This window comes from Pseudovibrio axinellae, from assembly GCF_900110875.1.
Classification (GTDB): domain Bacteria; phylum Pseudomonadota; class Alphaproteobacteria; order Rhizobiales; family Stappiaceae; genus Pseudovibrio; species Pseudovibrio axinellae.
This window is the reverse complement of the sequence record NZ_FOFM01000007.1, coordinates 66065-82202: the sequence shown is the minus strand read 5'-3', so window position 1 is coordinate 82202 and position 16138 is coordinate 66065. Positions and strand designations below refer to the sequence as shown.

Genomic DNA, 16138 nt, shown 5'->3' with positions numbered 1-16138 from the left:
GTTATAAGCCGATTTTCTAATACAGGGAAACTTGCCTTTGCGTGAGTCAAGGCTCAGTCTTCACGTGATCTGTGGACAGGTACCATGCAGGCGTGCGCGGGAGGAGACCAGTTATGACGAGCCGATACCAAGATGTTTACGATGGGTGGAAAGACAATGGCGAGGCCTTTTGGGATGAGGCGGCCAAGGGTATTGACTGGTTTACACCCTACACAAAAACATTTGACGGCTCGCTGGGGCCTTATGGACGATGGTTCGTAGGAGGCGAGTGCAACACTTGTTATAACTGCGTTGACCGGCATGTTGAACATGGCCGTCCGGGCCAGCCAGCAATTATCTACGACAGTGCTGTGACGGGCGGAAAGCGCACCTATACGTACCTTGAATTGCAGGAGCAGGTGGGCGCGATGGCAGCGTTGTTGCGCGAAAAAGGCGTAGAGAAGGGCACAATGGTGCTGATCTACATGCCGATGATTCCGCAAGCGACCTTTGCAATGCTGGCCTGTGCACGGCTTGGGGCGATCCACTCGGTTGTGTTTGGCGGATTTGCTTCGCAAGAGCTTGCAGTTCGTATCGATGATTGCCAACCGAAGGCGATTGTTACCGCATCCTGTGGTGTTGAGCCTGGACGCGTGGTTGAATATAAACCGCTGCTCGACAAAGCAATTGAGCTGTCCTCTCACAAACCGGATTTTTGCTTTGTTCAGCAACGCGAGCAACACCTGGCAGAGTTGATCGAGGGGCGAGATTACGACCTCGGTGCTTTGATGGATGTTGCTGTCACTGAGAAAATGACAACCGAATGTGTCGCTGTTTCCGCAACAGATCCTCTCTATGTGCTTTACACCTCTGGCACGACTGGCCAACCCAAAGGCGTGGTGCGTGACAATGGGGGCCATATGGTGGCTCTTAAATGGTCTATGGAGAACTTGTACGGTATTGATCCGGGTGAAGTCTTCTGGGCGGCATCAGATGTTGGTTGGGTCGTTGGACATTCCTACATCGTTTATGCGCCGCTTCTTCATGGCGCGGCAACGGTGCTTTATGAAGGTAAGCCTGTGGGCACACCGGATGCAGGCGCTTTCTGGCGTGTGATTTCTGAGCACGCTGTTGTCTCCTTATTTACTGCACCAACAGCATTTCGCGCAATCAAGAAGGAGGACCCGGAAGGTACGGAGCTGACAAAGTATAGTCTTGGTGGGTTGCGTTCTTTGTTCCTTGCTGGGGAACGTGCTGACCCTGATACCATCCTATGGGCGGAAAACTTACTTGGTGTACCGGTTATTGATCACTGGTGGCAAACTGAAACAGGCTGGTGTATTGCGGGCAATCCATTGGGTCTGGGGAAGCTCCCAGTTAAACTTGGGAGCTCTACAGTGCCAATGCCTGGCTACGACATGAGGGTGCTGGATGATGAGGGAAATGGTGTTGGAACAGGTGAGCTAGGCAATATTGTTATCAAGCTGCCGATGCCCCCTGGGTGCCTGCCAACGCTGTGGAATGCTGATGAGCGTTTCAAAGAAGCATACCTTGCTGAGTTCCCTGGTTACTATAAGACTGCCGATGCTGGCATGATTGATGAGGATGGGTATCTCTTTATCATGTCCCGCACAGATGACATCATCAATGTTGCTGGCCACCGTTTGTCCACGGGTGGAATGGAAGAGGTTCTATCTGAACATCCTGATGTGGCGGAGTGCGCTGTTATTGGGATTGCAGACAATCTTAAAGGGCAATTGCCCTGCGGTTTTGTTGTGCTGAAAAGCGGTGTTACGAAATCAACAGAGGTGATCGAAAAAGAGCTTGTTATGCTGGTTCGTGACAAGGTTGGGCCGGTTGCTGCGTTTAAGCTGGCGATTACGGTTGATCGGTTGCCGAAAACCAGGTCGGGTAAGATCCTCCGTGCGACGATGAGGAAAATTGTCGATGGTCAGGAGTTTCGTATGCCCGCAACCATTGATGACCCTGCGATTTTGGATGAGATTGCTGAAGCGATTTCAGTGAGAGGATTGGCCTCAGCTAGCTAATGCTAGGGTTTCTACGCAGTTTTGCAGGAGAAGTGCATCGACATGCTGAGCTTGACAGATTAAGGTCGGCGAAATTTCGGCAGTGCCAGGGGTATCTTCAAAGTGAAACTAGACAGAAAAGTTGCGATCGTAACCGGTGGCGCTCAAGGCATTGGTTACGCTATTGCGCAGCGATTTTTGGAAGACGGCGCCAAAGTCATGATTTCCGACGCTGATGAACGCGCCGGTGAGGCAGCTCAAGAAGCGCTTTCTGAGTTCGGGCATGTTGCATTCTGTCATTGCGATGTTGGGGTCCGTTTGGATGTGCGCAATATGGTTGCCAACACTCTTGATGAATTTGGTGACATCGATGTCTTGGTCAATAACGCGGGTGTAACAGCTGCAGGGGACTTTCTGACGCTTTCTGAAGATGATTTCGATCGTGTCTTGCAGGTCAACCTGAAAGGGGCTTTCTTGTGTTCGCAGGCGGTTGCCCGGCACATGGTAGAGAAGATTGAAGAGGGCGGTAGCGCCGGAATAATCATCAATATCAGCTCTGTAAACAGTGTTCTCGCGATCCCGGAACAAGTCCCTTATACGGTTTCTAAAGGGGGCTTGAACCAGCTGACGAATGTTTCTGCTGTTGCGCTTGCCAAGTACGGCATTCGTGTGAACGGAATTGGGCCAGGCTCAATTGAGACAGATATGTTGAAAGCGGTTGTTCAAGATGAGAGCAAGATGAACAAAGTGCTTTCCCGCACCCCTCTTGGGCGTTTGGGGCAGCCTTCAGAAATTGCTGGTGTTGCATCGTTCCTTGCTTCGGATGATGCAAGTTATGTCTCTGGACAGACCATCTTTGCAGATGGTGCGCGTTTGCCGCTGAACTACACAGTCGATGTGACTGCGCCTGAGTAAGATTTGTATATTTGAATTTGAAAAGCCGCGTCTCAATAAGACGCGGCTTTTATATTTATTCTGAGTTGAGTGCTTCTGATCCAACTTCAAACTGCATTCTGGCCAGCTTTGCGTAGAGCCCATTTTGCGCAACAAGCGTATCGTGGGTCCCTTCCTCCACAATCTTGCCACGGTCCATTACAACGATACGGTCCGCTTTCAGAACTGTTGCCAAACGGTGTGCGATGATAAGCGTGGTTCGGCCTTTCATGAGCTTGTCGAGCGCTTTCTGGACGATTGTCTCACTTTGTGCATCAAGTGCGCTGGTCGCTTCGTCAAGCAGCAGGACCGGAGCATCCTTCAATATGGCTCGGGCGATTGCGATCCGCTGGCGTTGCCCGCCAGACAGTGTCACGCCGCGCTCTCCGATGACTGTATCGTAACCATCCTTCATGTCTTGGATGAAGTTAGCGGCCAATGCAAACTTAGCGGCAGCGATAACCTGCTCACGTGTTGCGCCTTCTTTGCCAAAGGATATATTTTCGGCGATCGAGGTCCCGAAAATTGCTGTATCTTGAGGAACGAGCGCAATGTGTTTGCGAAGCTCTCGTGGATCAGTCGCATCAAGCTGCACACCATCCATTGTGATTTGGCCTGAGACAGGATCGTAATAGCGCATGAGGAGCTGGATCAATGTTGATTTGCCTGCTCCACTAGGGCCAACAATTGCGACCGTTTCACCTTTCTTGATGGAAAGGTTGAGGCTTTCCAAAACGCCGGCTTCTTTAGCTGTGGGGTAATGGAAGCTGACTGAGTTGAATGAGATCTCACCATTTGTTGTCGAGGGCAATGCAACAGGTTTCGCCGGTGCATTGATTTCGGAAGGGACGTGGAGAAGTCCTGTAATTCGGTCAGCAGCGCCAGCAGCTTTTGCAAGCTCGCCCCAAACCTGAGAGAGTTCGCTCATGGCGCCAGCTGCAATGATGGAGTAGATGAGGAACTGTGTTAGCTGCCCGCCTGACATGCGGCCTTCAACCACATCGAGGGAACCCACCCAAAGCACAGCAACAATACTTGAGGCGATAATCAAAATGATCGTTGCGATTAGAAATGCGCGGGCTTTTGTTGCAACAAGCGCGGCTTCATAGGTGGATTCAATGTCAACACCAAACTGGTCTGACACGGTTTTTTCATTCGTGAAAGCTTGTAGAGTGCGGATTGAGCCAAGGACTTCCGTTGCATAGGCGATTGCATTTGCAAGCGTGGATTGTGCATGGCTCGTTCGATTGCGCACGGACCGGCCAAAACCGAGAAGTGGCAGGACTATCAATGGTATCGCTAGTAATACGAACAGAGACAGTCTTGGACTGGTGATGACCATCAAGGTTGTGGAACCAGCAAACATCAAGACGTGCCTAAGTGCGATTGATGCACTTGCACCAAATGCTGATTGTATCAGCGTGGTGTCAGCTGTTAGGCGGGAAATGATCTCGCCAGACTTGGATCTGTCATAAAATGACGGGGAGAGATAGGTGAGGTGCCGGAATACATCGGACCTGAGATCGGCAACAACCCGCTCGCCAATCATCATCACCATGTAATAGCGCAGTGCACTTGTGACCGCTAGTAAGGCGATCACAAAGATGATGCCAATGAAATAGTCGTCAATCAGATTTGGGTTATCAGCACTAAAGCCATAATCTACCATATACCGAACCGCGATTGGTAAAACCAACGTGAGGCCGGCTGCTGCCAAAAGCGCAATGGTAGCAAGGACAAGACGGGTCTTATGCCTTAATAGATAAGGAAATAAGGTTGCGAGTGGACGCAGCGTCTTTTCCCGTTTTTTTGGGTCCTGTTGGCTCATGCTGCCCCCGTGAATGAGTGAAAATGCATTAGTTTATATTATGATAAATTAGATGTGTGCCCATAACGGAAATTACAAGCGCTTTCTCTGTCTTTCGGTGGTGTGTTTCCTCTTGTTTCTGTCGATTGGATGCGGTATAGAGCCGAACACGATTATGCCGTGCTTTTGGGAGTACGGCTTCTTTCTACCGATGCTTCAGGCTTGCCCTAAGCCGTTCTTTTACAGGACTGGTGGTTTTGGCCGTTGCTGATAGGACATTAAGTCATGAAACAGGACATTCATCCAGACTACCACACCATCACTGTTAAACTCGTTGATGGTTCTGAATTCACCACCCGTTCTACATACGGTTCTGAAGGTGACACCCTGCAGCTCGACATTGACCCGAGCTCCCACCCAGCATGGACCGGCGGCGATCGTCAGCTCATGGACCGCGGTGGTCGCGTGTCCCGCTTCACCAACAAGTTTGGTGGCTTCTTGGGCAAATAATTGCTCAAAAGTTTGTGGAATTAGAAAAACCCGGAGCGTTTGCTTCGGGTTTTTTTTATGCCTGAATTGAGCTGGTATCGTCGGATTGGTGTGTAAGTCTGGACGCAACCTTTAGAGGCCAGAATACGTTACTTAAAAGCAGCCGTGATCTGGGAGAGCTGATCGGCTACTGGATTTGGCGTATTGGCAGCTGTCTCTCGCAATAGTTCTTGTTTAAGCATCGAATCAACATGCTTAATCCGTTTTTGAAGTCGGAAAGATTCGCTGATTAGAAAGCGAAGTTTCTCTGGCAGATCTTGCCATGCTGGGCTCCCTATTTCCTTTGAACTCTTATCAATTCGGATCTTGTTTTTTTCGTTCTGAGCTTCTGATTGCAATATCTCGCCGCCGTTGACAGCGCGTTGCAAGAGCAGCCAAGAGGCAAGCTGCATCAAGCGCGTGGTGAGCCGCATGGATTCTGTAGCATATGCAAGCGAGGCAGCTGGACCCAGTGCTTTGCTTTGGCTTCTTCCAGGGCCAGCAAGGTAAGATGCAGTTTCCTCGATCAGCGCCATACCTTCCCGGAAGAGCTCGGTGAAGTTTTGTGAGGACATCAGCCGTTTCGCAAAGTTACACGTGGCCTCTGGTTTTGTATCAGTGCTGAATTCACCCATCGTAAAACCCTTATCTGTTCTCTTGCTTGTGTCTTTTGCAATCCCACCTTGAAACAAATAGGGCTCGAAGGTTGACGTGAGCCTGTCAGAGTGAGCCAAATCTGTCTCTAAATGGAGCAAGATATTTTACTTCAAACTGAACGCAGCAAAGCCCATGCCAAATCGCGGTTGCAAATAGAGGGAGTAGTTTTGCGAGGGGTGTTTGCTAAGCAAAAAAAGAGCCGCATCGATGCGGCTCTGAGGTGTTTTAACAGGGAGGCGTCAAACAGAGTGAGCAGTCACTCTCGTTCCAGATCAACTGGAATAACTAATATATAATTTAAAATGGTTAACGATATGTAAATTATAAGTATTGTGTTATTTTTATTGAGTTGATTGTATGTGAAAATATATAATTTACTGTTTTAAATATTGTTTGATTACTTGAAGAAATCTTCAGCTGATGTGTTTACCTCTGATTTTGTTTTAATTTCAGATTCTACGCGGGCAATTTCTGTTTTAAGCCTTTCAAGGCGTTCGTTTAATTCGTGGATTGATAGGCTAGTGAGCGGCTCTCCTACCTGGATTGAAGAGACCGCCTGGCGCGGTGTGTCGTCTTCATCGAATATACCCATAGCGTCTATGAACTCCTTGAGTTGGGCCTTGAGTGCATAAGTTAGATAATTCACCTTTGTTGGGGTAGACGGCCTTTGCCTGCCCACTATTCTTCACTTAAATGAGAATGTGAGCAAGCGGCAGTTTTGCTATTTGCCAAGATTGAGGCAGCAAATGACAGTAGATGATCGTCCTGAATTGATGAAAGCCGTTGTGATGAACGGGGTTGGCGGTTCGGAAGTACTTGAAATCGCGCAGATCGATGTCCCCAAGCCGGGAGTCGGTGAGGTTTTGATCAAAGTACATGCTGCGGGCATAAATCGACCGGATGTATTCCAGCGAAAAGGCGCTTATCCGCCGCCTGAAGGTGCTTCTCCTTTGCTGGGCCTGGAAGTTGCTGGCGAGATTGCAGAGCTTGGAGAAGGGGTTTCTTCTCACGTTGTTGGTGAGCGTGTGTGCGCGCTGACGCCTGGAGGTGGTTATGCGGAGTATTGCATTGCGCCTGCTGCCCATGTGTTGCCAGTTCCTGCCGGTGTTTCGATGGAGGAAGCAGCAGGTATTCCTGAGGCATTTTTCACTGTTTGGTCTAATGTGTTTGACCGTCTGGGGCTTCGGGGCGGAGAGAGGTTCCTTGTTCATGGTGGGTCGTCAGGGATTGGGACGACTGCTATTCAGTTGGCGAAAGCCTTCGGTGCTGAGGTCTTTGCAACTGTCGGGTCAGATGTGAAAGCGCAGGCGGTTAGAGAGCTTGGCACTGACTATGCAATTAATTACCGTGAAACAGATTTTGTGAAAGAAATTCAAAACATTACCGAGAAGCGTGGTGTGGATGTTATTCTTGATATGGTCGGTGGTGATTACGTTGAGAAGAACTGGATTGTTGCGGCTGTCGAAGGGCGGATTTGTCAGATTGCTACGCTTCACGGTGTGTCAGAAAACGTTAACTTTAGCCGATTGATGATGAAGCGCCTGACGCATACAGGTTCGACGCTTCGGCCAAGATCAAATGCATATAAAGCGCAGATTGCATCTAGCCTTCGTGAAAAGGTTTGGCCGTTGCTGGAGACCGGTAAGGTCAAGGTGGTTTTGGACAAGGTCTTCGATATTGCAGATGTTAGAGCTGCACACGAGAGGATGGAGAGTTCTGGCCACATTGGGAAGATCGTGCTCAAGCTTGCCTAGAAAAGGGCATAAGTTGAAAATGAATTCGCACAGGTTCCCCTAGGAAGGTGGAGGCGAGTGCTGATGAGGTTTGCTTTTGGGAAAATGTGAGCGTATAGTGCGCCCAAAGTTTCCCTAAAAACTCTTATGGAATTCGGCTTCGCCACCTTTGATTAGGCTGTGGAGCACACAGGAGGGATTTATATAATGTCCATCACACCGCTTATGCCAAAAGCAACAGCTGTATGGTTGGTTGACAACACCGCGCTGGGCTTTGATCAGATTGCTGCTTTTTGTAAGCTGCACCCTTTGGAAGTGAAGGCGATTGCTGATGGTGAAGCTGCTCAGGGCATTAAGGGTATGGACCCTGTTATGTCTGGCCAGTTGACCCGCGAAGAGATTGAAAAAGCTTCGAATAACCCGAGCTACCGGATGCAGGTGCAGGAGTCTAAAGTGCGTGTTCCTGAGAACAAGCGCAAAGGCCCTCGTTATACGCCTGTTTCTCGACGTCAGGATCGTCCAAACGCAATCTTGTGGATCGTTCGGTTCCATCCTGAGCTACTTGATGCTCAAATTATGCGTCTTGTTGGCACAACTAAGCCGACGATTGAAGCAATTCGTACCAGAACGCATTGGAACTCAGCACATCTTGAGCCGATGGATCCAGTAACTCTTGGTCTTTGCTCTCAGATTGAGCTGGACATTGAAGTCGAAAAAGGTGCGAAGAACGCTCCTAAGCCTGCTGAAGGTGAAGAGCCACAGAGCCTTCTGCCTGTTGATGAAACAACAAGCGAAGAAGCTATGGCAGCAGCATTTTCCAAGCCTGCGCCTTCTACTCGCGAAGAGGAAGAAGAAGTGGATGCGGATGCTGTGTTCGCGAACTTTAAATCCGGCGATGAAGATGACGATCAGCGTTAAGAGCTAAGAGCGCTCTTGGAGGGGCATAACTCTCCTGCCTTCGTTGGATAATTTGAAAAGCCGCTGCCTGCCGGGGAGCGGCTTTTTTCGTATTTGCGTTGCTATGTGCCGGTTTGCGTTATTCTGCGTTTTTTACGTTCTGGCTGCGTTGCTGTGTTCATTGGCGCTATGTTGGTGGGGATACTGTGCAGTCGCTGGTTGAAGGTTGACATCCCCATCAGGGAAGTTACTCCCCTTGTTGAGGTTTGAGGCTATGATGTAGCTTCACTTCAATTCCTGATTGATTGGATAGTTGTTTTTATGAGTAGATTGCTTGGTGCTGTATTGGCATTGCTTATTGCGAGTGGTGTGTCGTTTGCCTCTGGCCTGATGGACGAGAACCTTCTGGTCGGGATGCCTGAGGGCTACAAGGTTGCTTTTTCGCAAAACAAGAATGGTCTGCTGGTTTCAGAGATGATTCCGCGCGGACAATCCTTGAAGACCTGGCGCGACATGGTGACCGTTCAGATTCACTTTTCCCGCCGAGTGAAAATGAAAATGCTGGAGAAGCAGTATACGCAGGTGAAGAACCCAATCTGCAAGCAGCATGACGGGCGCTTGCTGAAAAAGGGACGCGAGAATGGCTACGAGTTCGGCATGTTTCTTACCAGATGCACCACCACACCTGCTTCTAAAAGTGAGACAGTGTTGACCAAGGCTATTCTGGGTAATGATAGCACCTACTTTGTCATCAAGTCCTGGCGCTCAAAGGTAGGCAAAGCGGAAATTGCAAAATGGTCGCGTTATTTGTCCCGTGTGAAGGTGTGCGATAGCCGGATTGCGGGTAGGGTGTGTCCGTGAGTACTGTGAAGTGCCCGTGAACTTTTGCGCAAACTTAACTTTTCGTGAGCGTAATCAAGGTGCTGCGCGAGCATTGCGGATGTTTGACCCGATTAACTAGGCAATCTTGCGGCCAAATTCAAGTTAAGTTGATTGCACCGCTAAAACTCCTCCATTAATGGGGGATTACCACATGAGGAAGGCTTCTCATGTCAGCACCATCTCTGAACTGTTCACACCGGAAGAGATTTGGAGCTAACTCAGGGCGGGTGGATAAAATGCAGCTGAAGGCTCGCCGCTTTAGGTGGGCTGAGCCCAAAGCGGACCTTCGTTATCAGAACGGATATATTAAACCAATGATCGCGTAGGCCGTCATGCTCATACCCATGGTCATAATAACATGGTTTGTTCTGACGGCGACAGCAAGAGCGATGGCACTTGTGAGCCATGCTTGCAGGGACTGGTCAGCTAAGGAGGATGCAACCAGGCTAACCACGATCAGACCGGGTAAATCATCAAGGATCCAGACCTGCTTTGATGCCCTTATCTGATCTCCAATGAGTAAACCAAGCAGCCGGATTGAGAAGGCCGCCACGCTCAATGTCAGGATAAGAATGAAATGACTCTCACTCATGGCAGTCTACCTTGCTTTACCCTGATAAAACAGGAGAACAGCAGCCCCACAGTTGCGCCAATCACGATGGCATAGGCTTGTGGCAATCCAAACATCACTGCAATCACCGTAAACGTGAAGGCACTGAGCCAAGGGATTAGATTTGGGGTTCCCTTCCATAGACTACGCCCCATAGCAATGAAAGCGGCGGTAAACGCAAAACCTAAGCCAAACTTCTCCAGATCGGGCAGGATGGTTCCGACAACGGCCCCCATAATAGTTGAAAATGTCCATACACTGATCATAGCTAGCCCGGAACCCATAAGAAACGGGGCCCCAATGGAGGGCGACCTGGCGCGCTCGGCCATGGTGAGTGCCCAATTCTCGTCCCCTGTGATATGGATTGCAACAATCTTAAGAGGCAGAGGCAGCTCCTTCAAGATTTCGGATAGGGAAGCGACAATGCCGATATATCTGAGATTAAGGGTAGCTCCGGCCAATGCCGCCCCAATAATCGCCGAACTGTTTGCAAATTGCTCCACCGCCACGATTTGCGAAGAGCCAGCGTGAACAATTGCACTCATGAAGCCTACGCCCCACCACGGGAAGCCGACCTGGGCGGCGAGCAGCCCGAATGCAAAGCCATAAATGGCAGCCCCGGCTGCAAGCGGAAGAATTGCGATTAATCCATGTTTCATGAAATGCATATTATCGCTATATAGTGATGTAAAAAATATACACTTGGTGCGATATTTGATTAATATGCATCAAATAGTAATGATATGTGAGGTGTATGTATGGATGGAATAGATAAGAGATTATTGGCAGCTCTACAGAAGGATGCCAAGATATCCATTCAGGCTCTTGCGGAGATCGCAGGGACTTCAACGGCCTCTGTTCAGCGTCGCCTCAAGGTCTTACGGGAGGCACATGTCATCAAAAAGGAAGTGGCCATACTCAACCCCAAGATGCTGGAGCTGGGTGTGACAGCTATTGTCGCCGTTGAATTAGAGAGGGATCGTGTAGATCAGATCGATGCCTTCAAGCGTAAGGCTCGTGAAGATCCTCAAGTGACGCATTTTTATTGTATCGCTGGCGATGCTGACTTCATCATGATCGTCATGGCCCGAGATATAGAGGATTATGAAGCCTTTACCCACCGCTTCTTTCTTGCAGATAAGAATGTCCGGAAATACAGAACGTCGATTGTGGTCTCCACGGAGAAGGCAACAATGGAACTGCCAATCTGATCAGCATGTTGAAAATTAATGCTGCGTTTGTCCGCATACTGGTTATTCAGCGGGCTTGAAGGCCAATCGGCCTGCGTTAATGAAGCCAACTTCACGGAACAAAAAACAAGCGCTTGAGGGTTGCTCAAGCGCCTTTTTTTTTGATCTGTTTGTAGCAGCTTCTACCGCTGTGTGAGTTTTAGCTCTATGCGGCGGTTTTTGGCGTTGGCCTCGGTGCTGGTGCCTTCTTCTAGTGGCTGGAACTCACCGAAGCCGGCGGCGACCAGACGGTCTGGTTCTACGCCTCTAGCTATGAGGTATTTGACCACTGAGATTGCGCGGGCGGCTGAGAGTTCCCAGTTGTCGCGCAGGCGGCCTGTGCCTGAGAGGGGGCGTGCATCTGTGTGGCCATCAACGCGCAAGACCCAGTTGATCTCGTCTGGGATTTGCCCTTCCAGTTCCAAAATAGCGCTTGCCAGAATGTCCAGCTGGTTTCTTCCTTGCGGGTTGACCTCTTCATCACCGGAGGAGAACAGCACTTCTGACTGGAACACGAAACGGTCACCAACGACTTCGATGTCGGAGCGCTGAGCCAGAATTGCTCGTAATCTGCCAAAGAAGTCGGAGCGGTATCTGGAAAGCTCCTGTACACGCTGTGCAAGGGCCACATTGAGGCGTTTGCCCAGATCTGCGATCCTTGTCTGGCTTTCTCTGTCTCGCGACTCAGAGGCGTCTAAAGCGTCTTCCAGAACAGCAATTTGGCGACGCAGGGCGCTGATTTGCTGGTTGAGGAGTTCAACCTGTGCCAGAGCTTTGTCGCTGATTTGCTGTTCACCTTCCAGTTTTGCCTGAAGGGTTGCAAGTGCGCCGCCAGCTTCATCAATCTGACCTGAGCGCTCGTTGAGCATGCTTTGCAACCGATCCCGCTCTCCAGACGCCTCGTCCAGACCCAGTTGGAGTGACGAGATCGTGGATTCCAGATCTCCTACACTGGATTTTTCCAAGGCAAGGAGCTCTGTAAGCTCGGCGATTTGCTGGTTTAAGCGGTTGAGCACCTTATCGCGCCCAGACAATTGCTGACTTAGGAAGAACTGCGCAATCATAAAGATGGAAAGCAGGAAGATGAAGACCAGCAGGAGTGCGGACATGGCGTCCACGAAACCTGGCCAGTAATCCTCTGAATTGCTTTGCGAACGGCGTGTGCGTACTCCTGCCATTGTCTATTCCTTCTCCCGCTCTACCTCTGCGGTAAGCGTTTTCAGGAATCTCTCAATGCGGCGCTGTTGCATGGACTGGGCCTCAGCCCATTCGCGCATCATCTTTTGCTCGGAGCGCACGTGCTGGACAAGGCCCTGAATGCCTTCTGCCAGTTTGCTCATGGCGGCGTTGGAATTGTCATCCGGCTCAGCACCTTTTGTTTCCATGGATTTGCGCAGCTTGTCGAGCGTGATGCGCAGGTCCGCAGCCATGTCAGCAGATGCGCCGTTGCCCAGCTCATCGGGATCGATATCCGTCAGGGTGGAGAGCCAGTCTTCCAGCTCCTGATAGAAGCGGTTCTGTGCCTGTCCTGCCTGCAGGTCGAGGAAGCCCAGAACGAGGGAGCCTGTAAGACCGAGCAAGGAGGAGGAGAACGCGATGCCGAGGCCGGTCATCTGTGCAGTGATGCCGGAGACCAGATCTTCAAAGAGCACATTGGCATCGCCGCCGGCTGCATTGAGCGTGCTGACGGTGGTTGCCACAGCGCTCACGGTTTGCATCAGGCCCCAGAAGGTACCGACCAGACCAAGGAAGATGAGCAGGCGGGTAAGGTAGCGTGAAATCTCGCGGCTTTCATCCAAGCGCATGCCGATGGAATCGAGCATGGAGCGCATGGTGGTTGGCGAAATCGTCATGTCGCCTGCTTTGTTACCAAGCAGGGTCGCCATGGGTGCCAGAAGAATTGGCGGACGGCGCACTTCAATGCGCGGGTCTCCGAGCCGGAACCCATTTACCCATGAAACTTCTGGGAAAATTCGCAGGACTTGCCGAAATGACAGCAGGATACCCAATGTCGCGACGCCGACGATCAGGCCGTTCAATGCTGGGTTTGCCATGAAGGCTTGTGTGATTTGTCCGATCAAGACAAAGGCGATGAAGCCTGCCAGGACAAGAAATATGATCATGCGCCACAGATAAACCTGCGGGCTTGACAGACTATAGGGATCGTAGTCGCGTGCCATTATCCTGAATACATCTAGAGCAAAGCGAATTCTTGTCGTTTGACGAAAGCAAATCAAGCGACAAGAATTCGCTATAAAGTTAACGATGTCATTAGATAACGCGATTTTCGGCCAATAGGAAACTGCAAATCGACGATCAGCCATGAGAAATGAGTAAGTTTTTAAATAAGTCCCATTTTCGCGCCCCAATCGCCGCGATTTAGACGGGTTGTCGTCATGGTGGGGGAGACGTTCATTTTATTGGAGCACAGGGTAGTTGTTACGCAGAAACATCCTGTAAAACTTGGTTAGTTAATATTTTGATGGATTTTCAATGCGCTTATTAGCCTGGGTCATATTTGCAATCGCATCTGGTTACATATTTTGGATGATGATCATTGTAGGGATTGTGTATTTGCAACTCCTTGATGGCTATGCATTGCATGTGACCTTCAAAAACTACCCATGGGTAGATTATGTCTCTGCCTTTGGGACGATTTTGGCGGCCTTTGGTGCTGTTGCCGCTGCTCTCATCGCTTTGTTTCTTGAACGGGTTCGATCTAAACGAGAGGCAGAGGCGAAGCGCTCAATGTCTTCGTTTTATCTTTCTGATATTTGCTTATATTTGGAAGCGTTATTTAATGCCTATCAAGATCTTTGGGTGCTTGCTCATGATCAGAGAGAGCCGACTTTATCGTGTTTGGTAAGCCATGAGCTAATCAGAGAAGCTAATTTTAAAGTGCCTGATTTTCCGAGAGACAGTGCCGATAAGTTGGCACAAGCGGTCGTTTTTTACAGCGTAGAACAAGCAAAAGCAGTGCAAATCTTCAGAAGCATTCAATCAATGCATACACGTGCTTCAAGCATGATGATGCAAACTGATGATTGGGGGTGCTCTTTGTTGTCTGACGTTGAAGAGATCGCGTCTGTTTATTCGTCTGTTTGCTCTCTCTTTGACTGGGCCAGGAGGAAGAAGAATGGGTATGGAAAAGTTCCGTACCCATTGGAGAGCGCATTGCTTAACATGGGAGCGAATGAGCAAATTCAAGCTGCACTCGCGAAGTTTTGGAATGATACTTAAAGTAGATCGTAAAGGTCGTGACTGGTGGGAGTATAGATCCCGGGTCTTCGCTTTGCTTCGCCCGGGATGACACCAAGGCGCGGTGTTGTTGGCAGTCGGCGGTTTGTTAGTGAGGCAATGTCTGTTGTTGAAGCCTGAGAGCTAGTTCCTAACGTCATGCCGGACGAGCGGAGCGCTGATCCGGTATCCAGAGCCGTATTGTGAAGTTCGCGTGTGGGGCTCTGGTTCCCGCGTCGCACTTCGTTTGCGTGGGATGACGAGCTGTGACGGTGCAATTGATGGATGCCTTACTGGGCTCCCTGTGTAGGCTGGTGGTTGGCCACTGGCCGCCGCCGCAACACCGGTGTCTTCCCGGCCATTGAGCCGGGATCTATGAGGTGGTCCCTCAAATGGTGATGGTGGATTTGGGTGATTGTGGCGGCGTCAGGAGCTGGTCACACTCCTTTCATGTCTTACTTCATGTACATTTTGGCGAGTAAGCCGCGGGGGACGCCTTATACTGGCGTGACGAATGATCTTGCGCGTCGGGTTTATGAGCACAAGAGCAAGGTTGGGTGTCGCTTTACCGCGAAATATGGTGTTTCGAAGCTGGTTTCTTTTGAGCAGTTCAGGGATGTGAATGACGCGATCCGCCGGGAGAAGCAGGTGAAACGGTGGCGGCGGGATTGGAAGGTTGACGCGATTGAAGGCTTTAATCCGAAGTGGGATGATTTGTATCTGCGGTTTAATCACTGAGTGAAGTGATGGTGAATAGGTGCGGGGCTTTCAGCGATAACCACGTCGCTGTGTGCAGGTGTTACTTGTGCGTGGGGATGATGTCGAAGAGGTTCCAGTCGTCGGTGGTGGCGGTGATGAACTTCATGTTGGCGCCTTCCAGTACCGCGCAGGTGAGGTGGCCGGAGGCGTAGGCTTCGGTGTCAACGTCCAGCGGGTTGGCGCGGCGGTCGATGTGTTCGACAGGGGTGTGGCCGTGGACCACGAAGACGCCGAAGTCCTCTTCATAGTTGAGGAAGGGGCCGCGGATCCACAGGAGTTCTTCTTCGCTTTGCTCGTCCAACGGGACTTCGGGACGGATGCCTGCGTGGACGAAGAGGTAGTCTCCGCATTGGTGCAGGAGTTACAGGGATTTGAAGAAATCTTTGTGCGACTTGGGCAGGGTGTCTTTGAAGAGGGTCTGAACGCTTGCAGCACCGTCTGAGCTGAAGAGATTGTGCTCTGAGAGGCCATAGGAGCTTAAGGTTTCGAGGCCGCCGAGACCTTCCCAGTGGTAGAGCGTGGACGGGTTCTCCAGGAACTCCAGTAAAGAAGCTTCGTGGTTGCCCTTCAGGCAGATTTGTTGGGGTGTGCGCTGGTGGTGGTTGAGGAAGAACTCAATGACTTTCCGGCTGTCCGGCCCGCGGTCGATATAGTCGCTGAGGAAAATTGAAGCAGGATCTGCTACTGGGCGCTTTGTCAGGTTGCTTTCTATGGCTTTGCCCATGACTTCCAACAGGTCGTATCGGCCATGAATATCTCCAGTCGCATAAATGCGTGTCCCTTCTGGCAGAGTTGGATAGGGTTTTTGCAGGGTGTTCACGTTGCAAATGCCTGTCTGTTTCACGGTCACTGGTGGGGCA

18 protein-coding genes are annotated in these 16138 nt (G+C 50.4%); 9 read left to right on the top strand and 9 right to left on the bottom strand.

Annotation, left to right across the window (positions count from 1 at the left end):
* Positions 1-113 precede the first annotated feature (113 nt).
* Together BMZ51_RS15655 and BMZ51_RS15650 are read left to right on the top strand one after the other, a co-directional pair.
* Positions 114-2027, top strand: a complete 1914-nt coding sequence (locus tag BMZ51_RS15655) for a propionyl-CoA synthetase (RefSeq protein WP_068003990.1) — start codon at positions 114-116, stop codon at positions 2025-2027.
* A 102-nt stretch (positions 2028-2129) separates the two neighbouring features.
* Complete coding sequence (locus BMZ51_RS15650) at positions 2130-2921, top strand: SDR family NAD(P)-dependent oxidoreductase (RefSeq protein ID WP_068003992.1); 792 nt, start codon at positions 2130-2132, stop codon at positions 2919-2921.
* Positions 2922-2976: 55 nt separating this feature from the next.
* Here the strand turns inward: BMZ51_RS15650 and BMZ51_RS15645 are convergent, their stop codons facing one another.
* Positions 2977-4767: an ABC transporter transmembrane domain-containing protein gene (locus BMZ51_RS15645; protein ID WP_082825575.1), complete on the bottom strand. Its 1791-nt coding sequence runs from the start codon at positions 4765-4767 to the stop codon at positions 2977-2979.
* A gap of 264 nt (positions 4768-5031) precedes the next feature.
* On the opposite strand from BMZ51_RS15645, the gene rpmE reads away from it, so the two are divergent.
* Positions 5032-5256, top strand: a complete 225-nt coding sequence (gene rpmE / locus BMZ51_RS15640) for a 50S ribosomal protein L31 (RefSeq protein WP_068003993.1) — start codon at positions 5032-5034, stop codon at positions 5254-5256.
* Between the two features lie 128 nt (positions 5257-5384).
* Here rpmE and rcdA read toward each other — a convergent pair whose 3' ends face one another.
* Positions 5385-5909 (bottom strand): protease adaptor protein RcdA, encoded by a 525-nt coding sequence (gene rcdA / locus BMZ51_RS15635; RefSeq protein ID WP_068003994.1) that lies wholly within the window; start codon positions 5907-5909, stop codon positions 5385-5387.
* A 419-nt stretch (positions 5910-6328) separates the two neighbouring features.
* Entirely contained in the window at positions 6329-6523 is a 195-nt protein-coding gene (locus BMZ51_RS15630) for a DUF1192 domain-containing protein (protein WP_068004235.1), read from the bottom strand.
* 154 nt (positions 6524-6677) lie between these two features.
* Between BMZ51_RS15630 and BMZ51_RS15625 the strand changes: the two genes are divergently transcribed.
* The 3 genes from BMZ51_RS15625 to BMZ51_RS15615 all read left to right on the top strand — a co-directional run bounded on the left by BMZ51_RS15625 (position 6678) and on the right by BMZ51_RS15615 (position 9422).
* The gene (locus tag BMZ51_RS15625; protein WP_068003997.1) at positions 6678-7685 is read left to right on the top strand and encodes an NAD(P)H-quinone oxidoreductase; all 1008 of its coding nucleotides are present in this window, start codon (positions 6678-6680) and stop codon (positions 7683-7685) included.
* A 186-nt stretch (positions 7686-7871) separates the two neighbouring features.
* Positions 7872-8582: a DUF1013 domain-containing protein gene (locus tag BMZ51_RS15620; protein WP_068004000.1), complete on the top strand. Its 711-nt coding sequence runs from the start codon at positions 7872-7874 to the stop codon at positions 8580-8582.
* Between the two features lie 300 nt (positions 8583-8882).
* Positions 8883-9422, top strand: a complete 540-nt coding sequence (locus BMZ51_RS15615; protein WP_068004002.1) for a hypothetical protein — start codon at positions 8883-8885, stop codon at positions 9420-9422.
* A gap of 313 nt (positions 9423-9735) precedes the next feature.
* On the opposite strand, the gene BMZ51_RS15610 is transcribed toward BMZ51_RS15615, so the two are convergent.
* Together BMZ51_RS15610 and BMZ51_RS15605 are read right to left on the bottom strand one after the other, a co-directional pair.
* On the bottom strand, positions 9736-10035 hold the full coding sequence (locus BMZ51_RS15610) for an AzlD domain-containing protein (RefSeq protein WP_068004005.1): 300 nt from the start codon (positions 10033-10035) through the stop codon (positions 9736-9738).
* Positions 10032-10721, bottom strand: a complete 690-nt coding sequence (locus BMZ51_RS15605; RefSeq protein ID WP_208979518.1) for an AzlC family ABC transporter permease — start codon at positions 10719-10721, stop codon at positions 10032-10034. Before BMZ51_RS15605 ends, BMZ51_RS15610 begins: the two co-directional genes overlap by 4 nt.
* A gap of 90 nt (positions 10722-10811) precedes the next feature.
* On the opposite strand from BMZ51_RS15605, the gene BMZ51_RS15600 reads away from it, so the two are divergent.
* Positions 10812-11264 (top strand): Lrp/AsnC family transcriptional regulator, encoded by a 453-nt coding sequence (locus tag BMZ51_RS15600; RefSeq protein WP_068004007.1) that lies wholly within the window; start codon positions 10812-10814, stop codon positions 11262-11264.
* 161 nt (positions 11265-11425) lie between these two features.
* Here the strand turns inward: BMZ51_RS15600 and BMZ51_RS15595 are convergent, their stop codons facing one another.
* Together BMZ51_RS15595 and BMZ51_RS15590 are read right to left on the bottom strand one after the other, a co-directional pair.
* Entirely contained in the window at positions 11426-12460 is a 1035-nt protein-coding gene (locus tag BMZ51_RS15595) for a peptidoglycan -binding protein (protein WP_068004009.1), read from the bottom strand.
* Between the two features lie 3 nt (positions 12461-12463).
* Positions 12464-13462 (bottom strand): flagellar motor protein MotA, encoded by a 999-nt coding sequence (locus BMZ51_RS15590; RefSeq protein ID WP_068004010.1) that lies wholly within the window; start codon positions 13460-13462, stop codon positions 12464-12466.
* A 313-nt stretch (positions 13463-13775) separates the two neighbouring features.
* On the opposite strand from BMZ51_RS15590, the gene BMZ51_RS15585 reads away from it, so the two are divergent.
* Complete coding sequence (locus tag BMZ51_RS15585) at positions 13776-14522, top strand: hypothetical protein (RefSeq protein WP_068004012.1); 747 nt, start codon at positions 13776-13778, stop codon at positions 14520-14522.
* A 447-nt stretch (positions 14523-14969) separates the two neighbouring features.
* On the top strand, positions 14970-15257 hold the full coding sequence (locus BMZ51_RS15580; RefSeq protein ID WP_068004014.1) for a GIY-YIG nuclease family protein: 288 nt from the start codon (positions 14970-14972) through the stop codon (positions 15255-15257).
* 61 nt (positions 15258-15318) lie between these two features.
* On the opposite strand, the gene BMZ51_RS24335 is transcribed toward BMZ51_RS15580, so the two are convergent.
* Positions 15319-15579, bottom strand: a complete 261-nt coding sequence (locus tag BMZ51_RS24335; RefSeq protein ID WP_208979517.1) for a hypothetical protein — start codon at positions 15577-15579, stop codon at positions 15319-15321.
* 60 nt (positions 15580-15639) lie between these two features.
* Positions 15640-16098, bottom strand: a complete 459-nt coding sequence (locus BMZ51_RS24330) for a metallophosphoesterase (protein WP_208979516.1) — start codon at positions 16096-16098, stop codon at positions 15640-15642.
* Positions 16099-16138 lie beyond the last annotated feature (40 nt).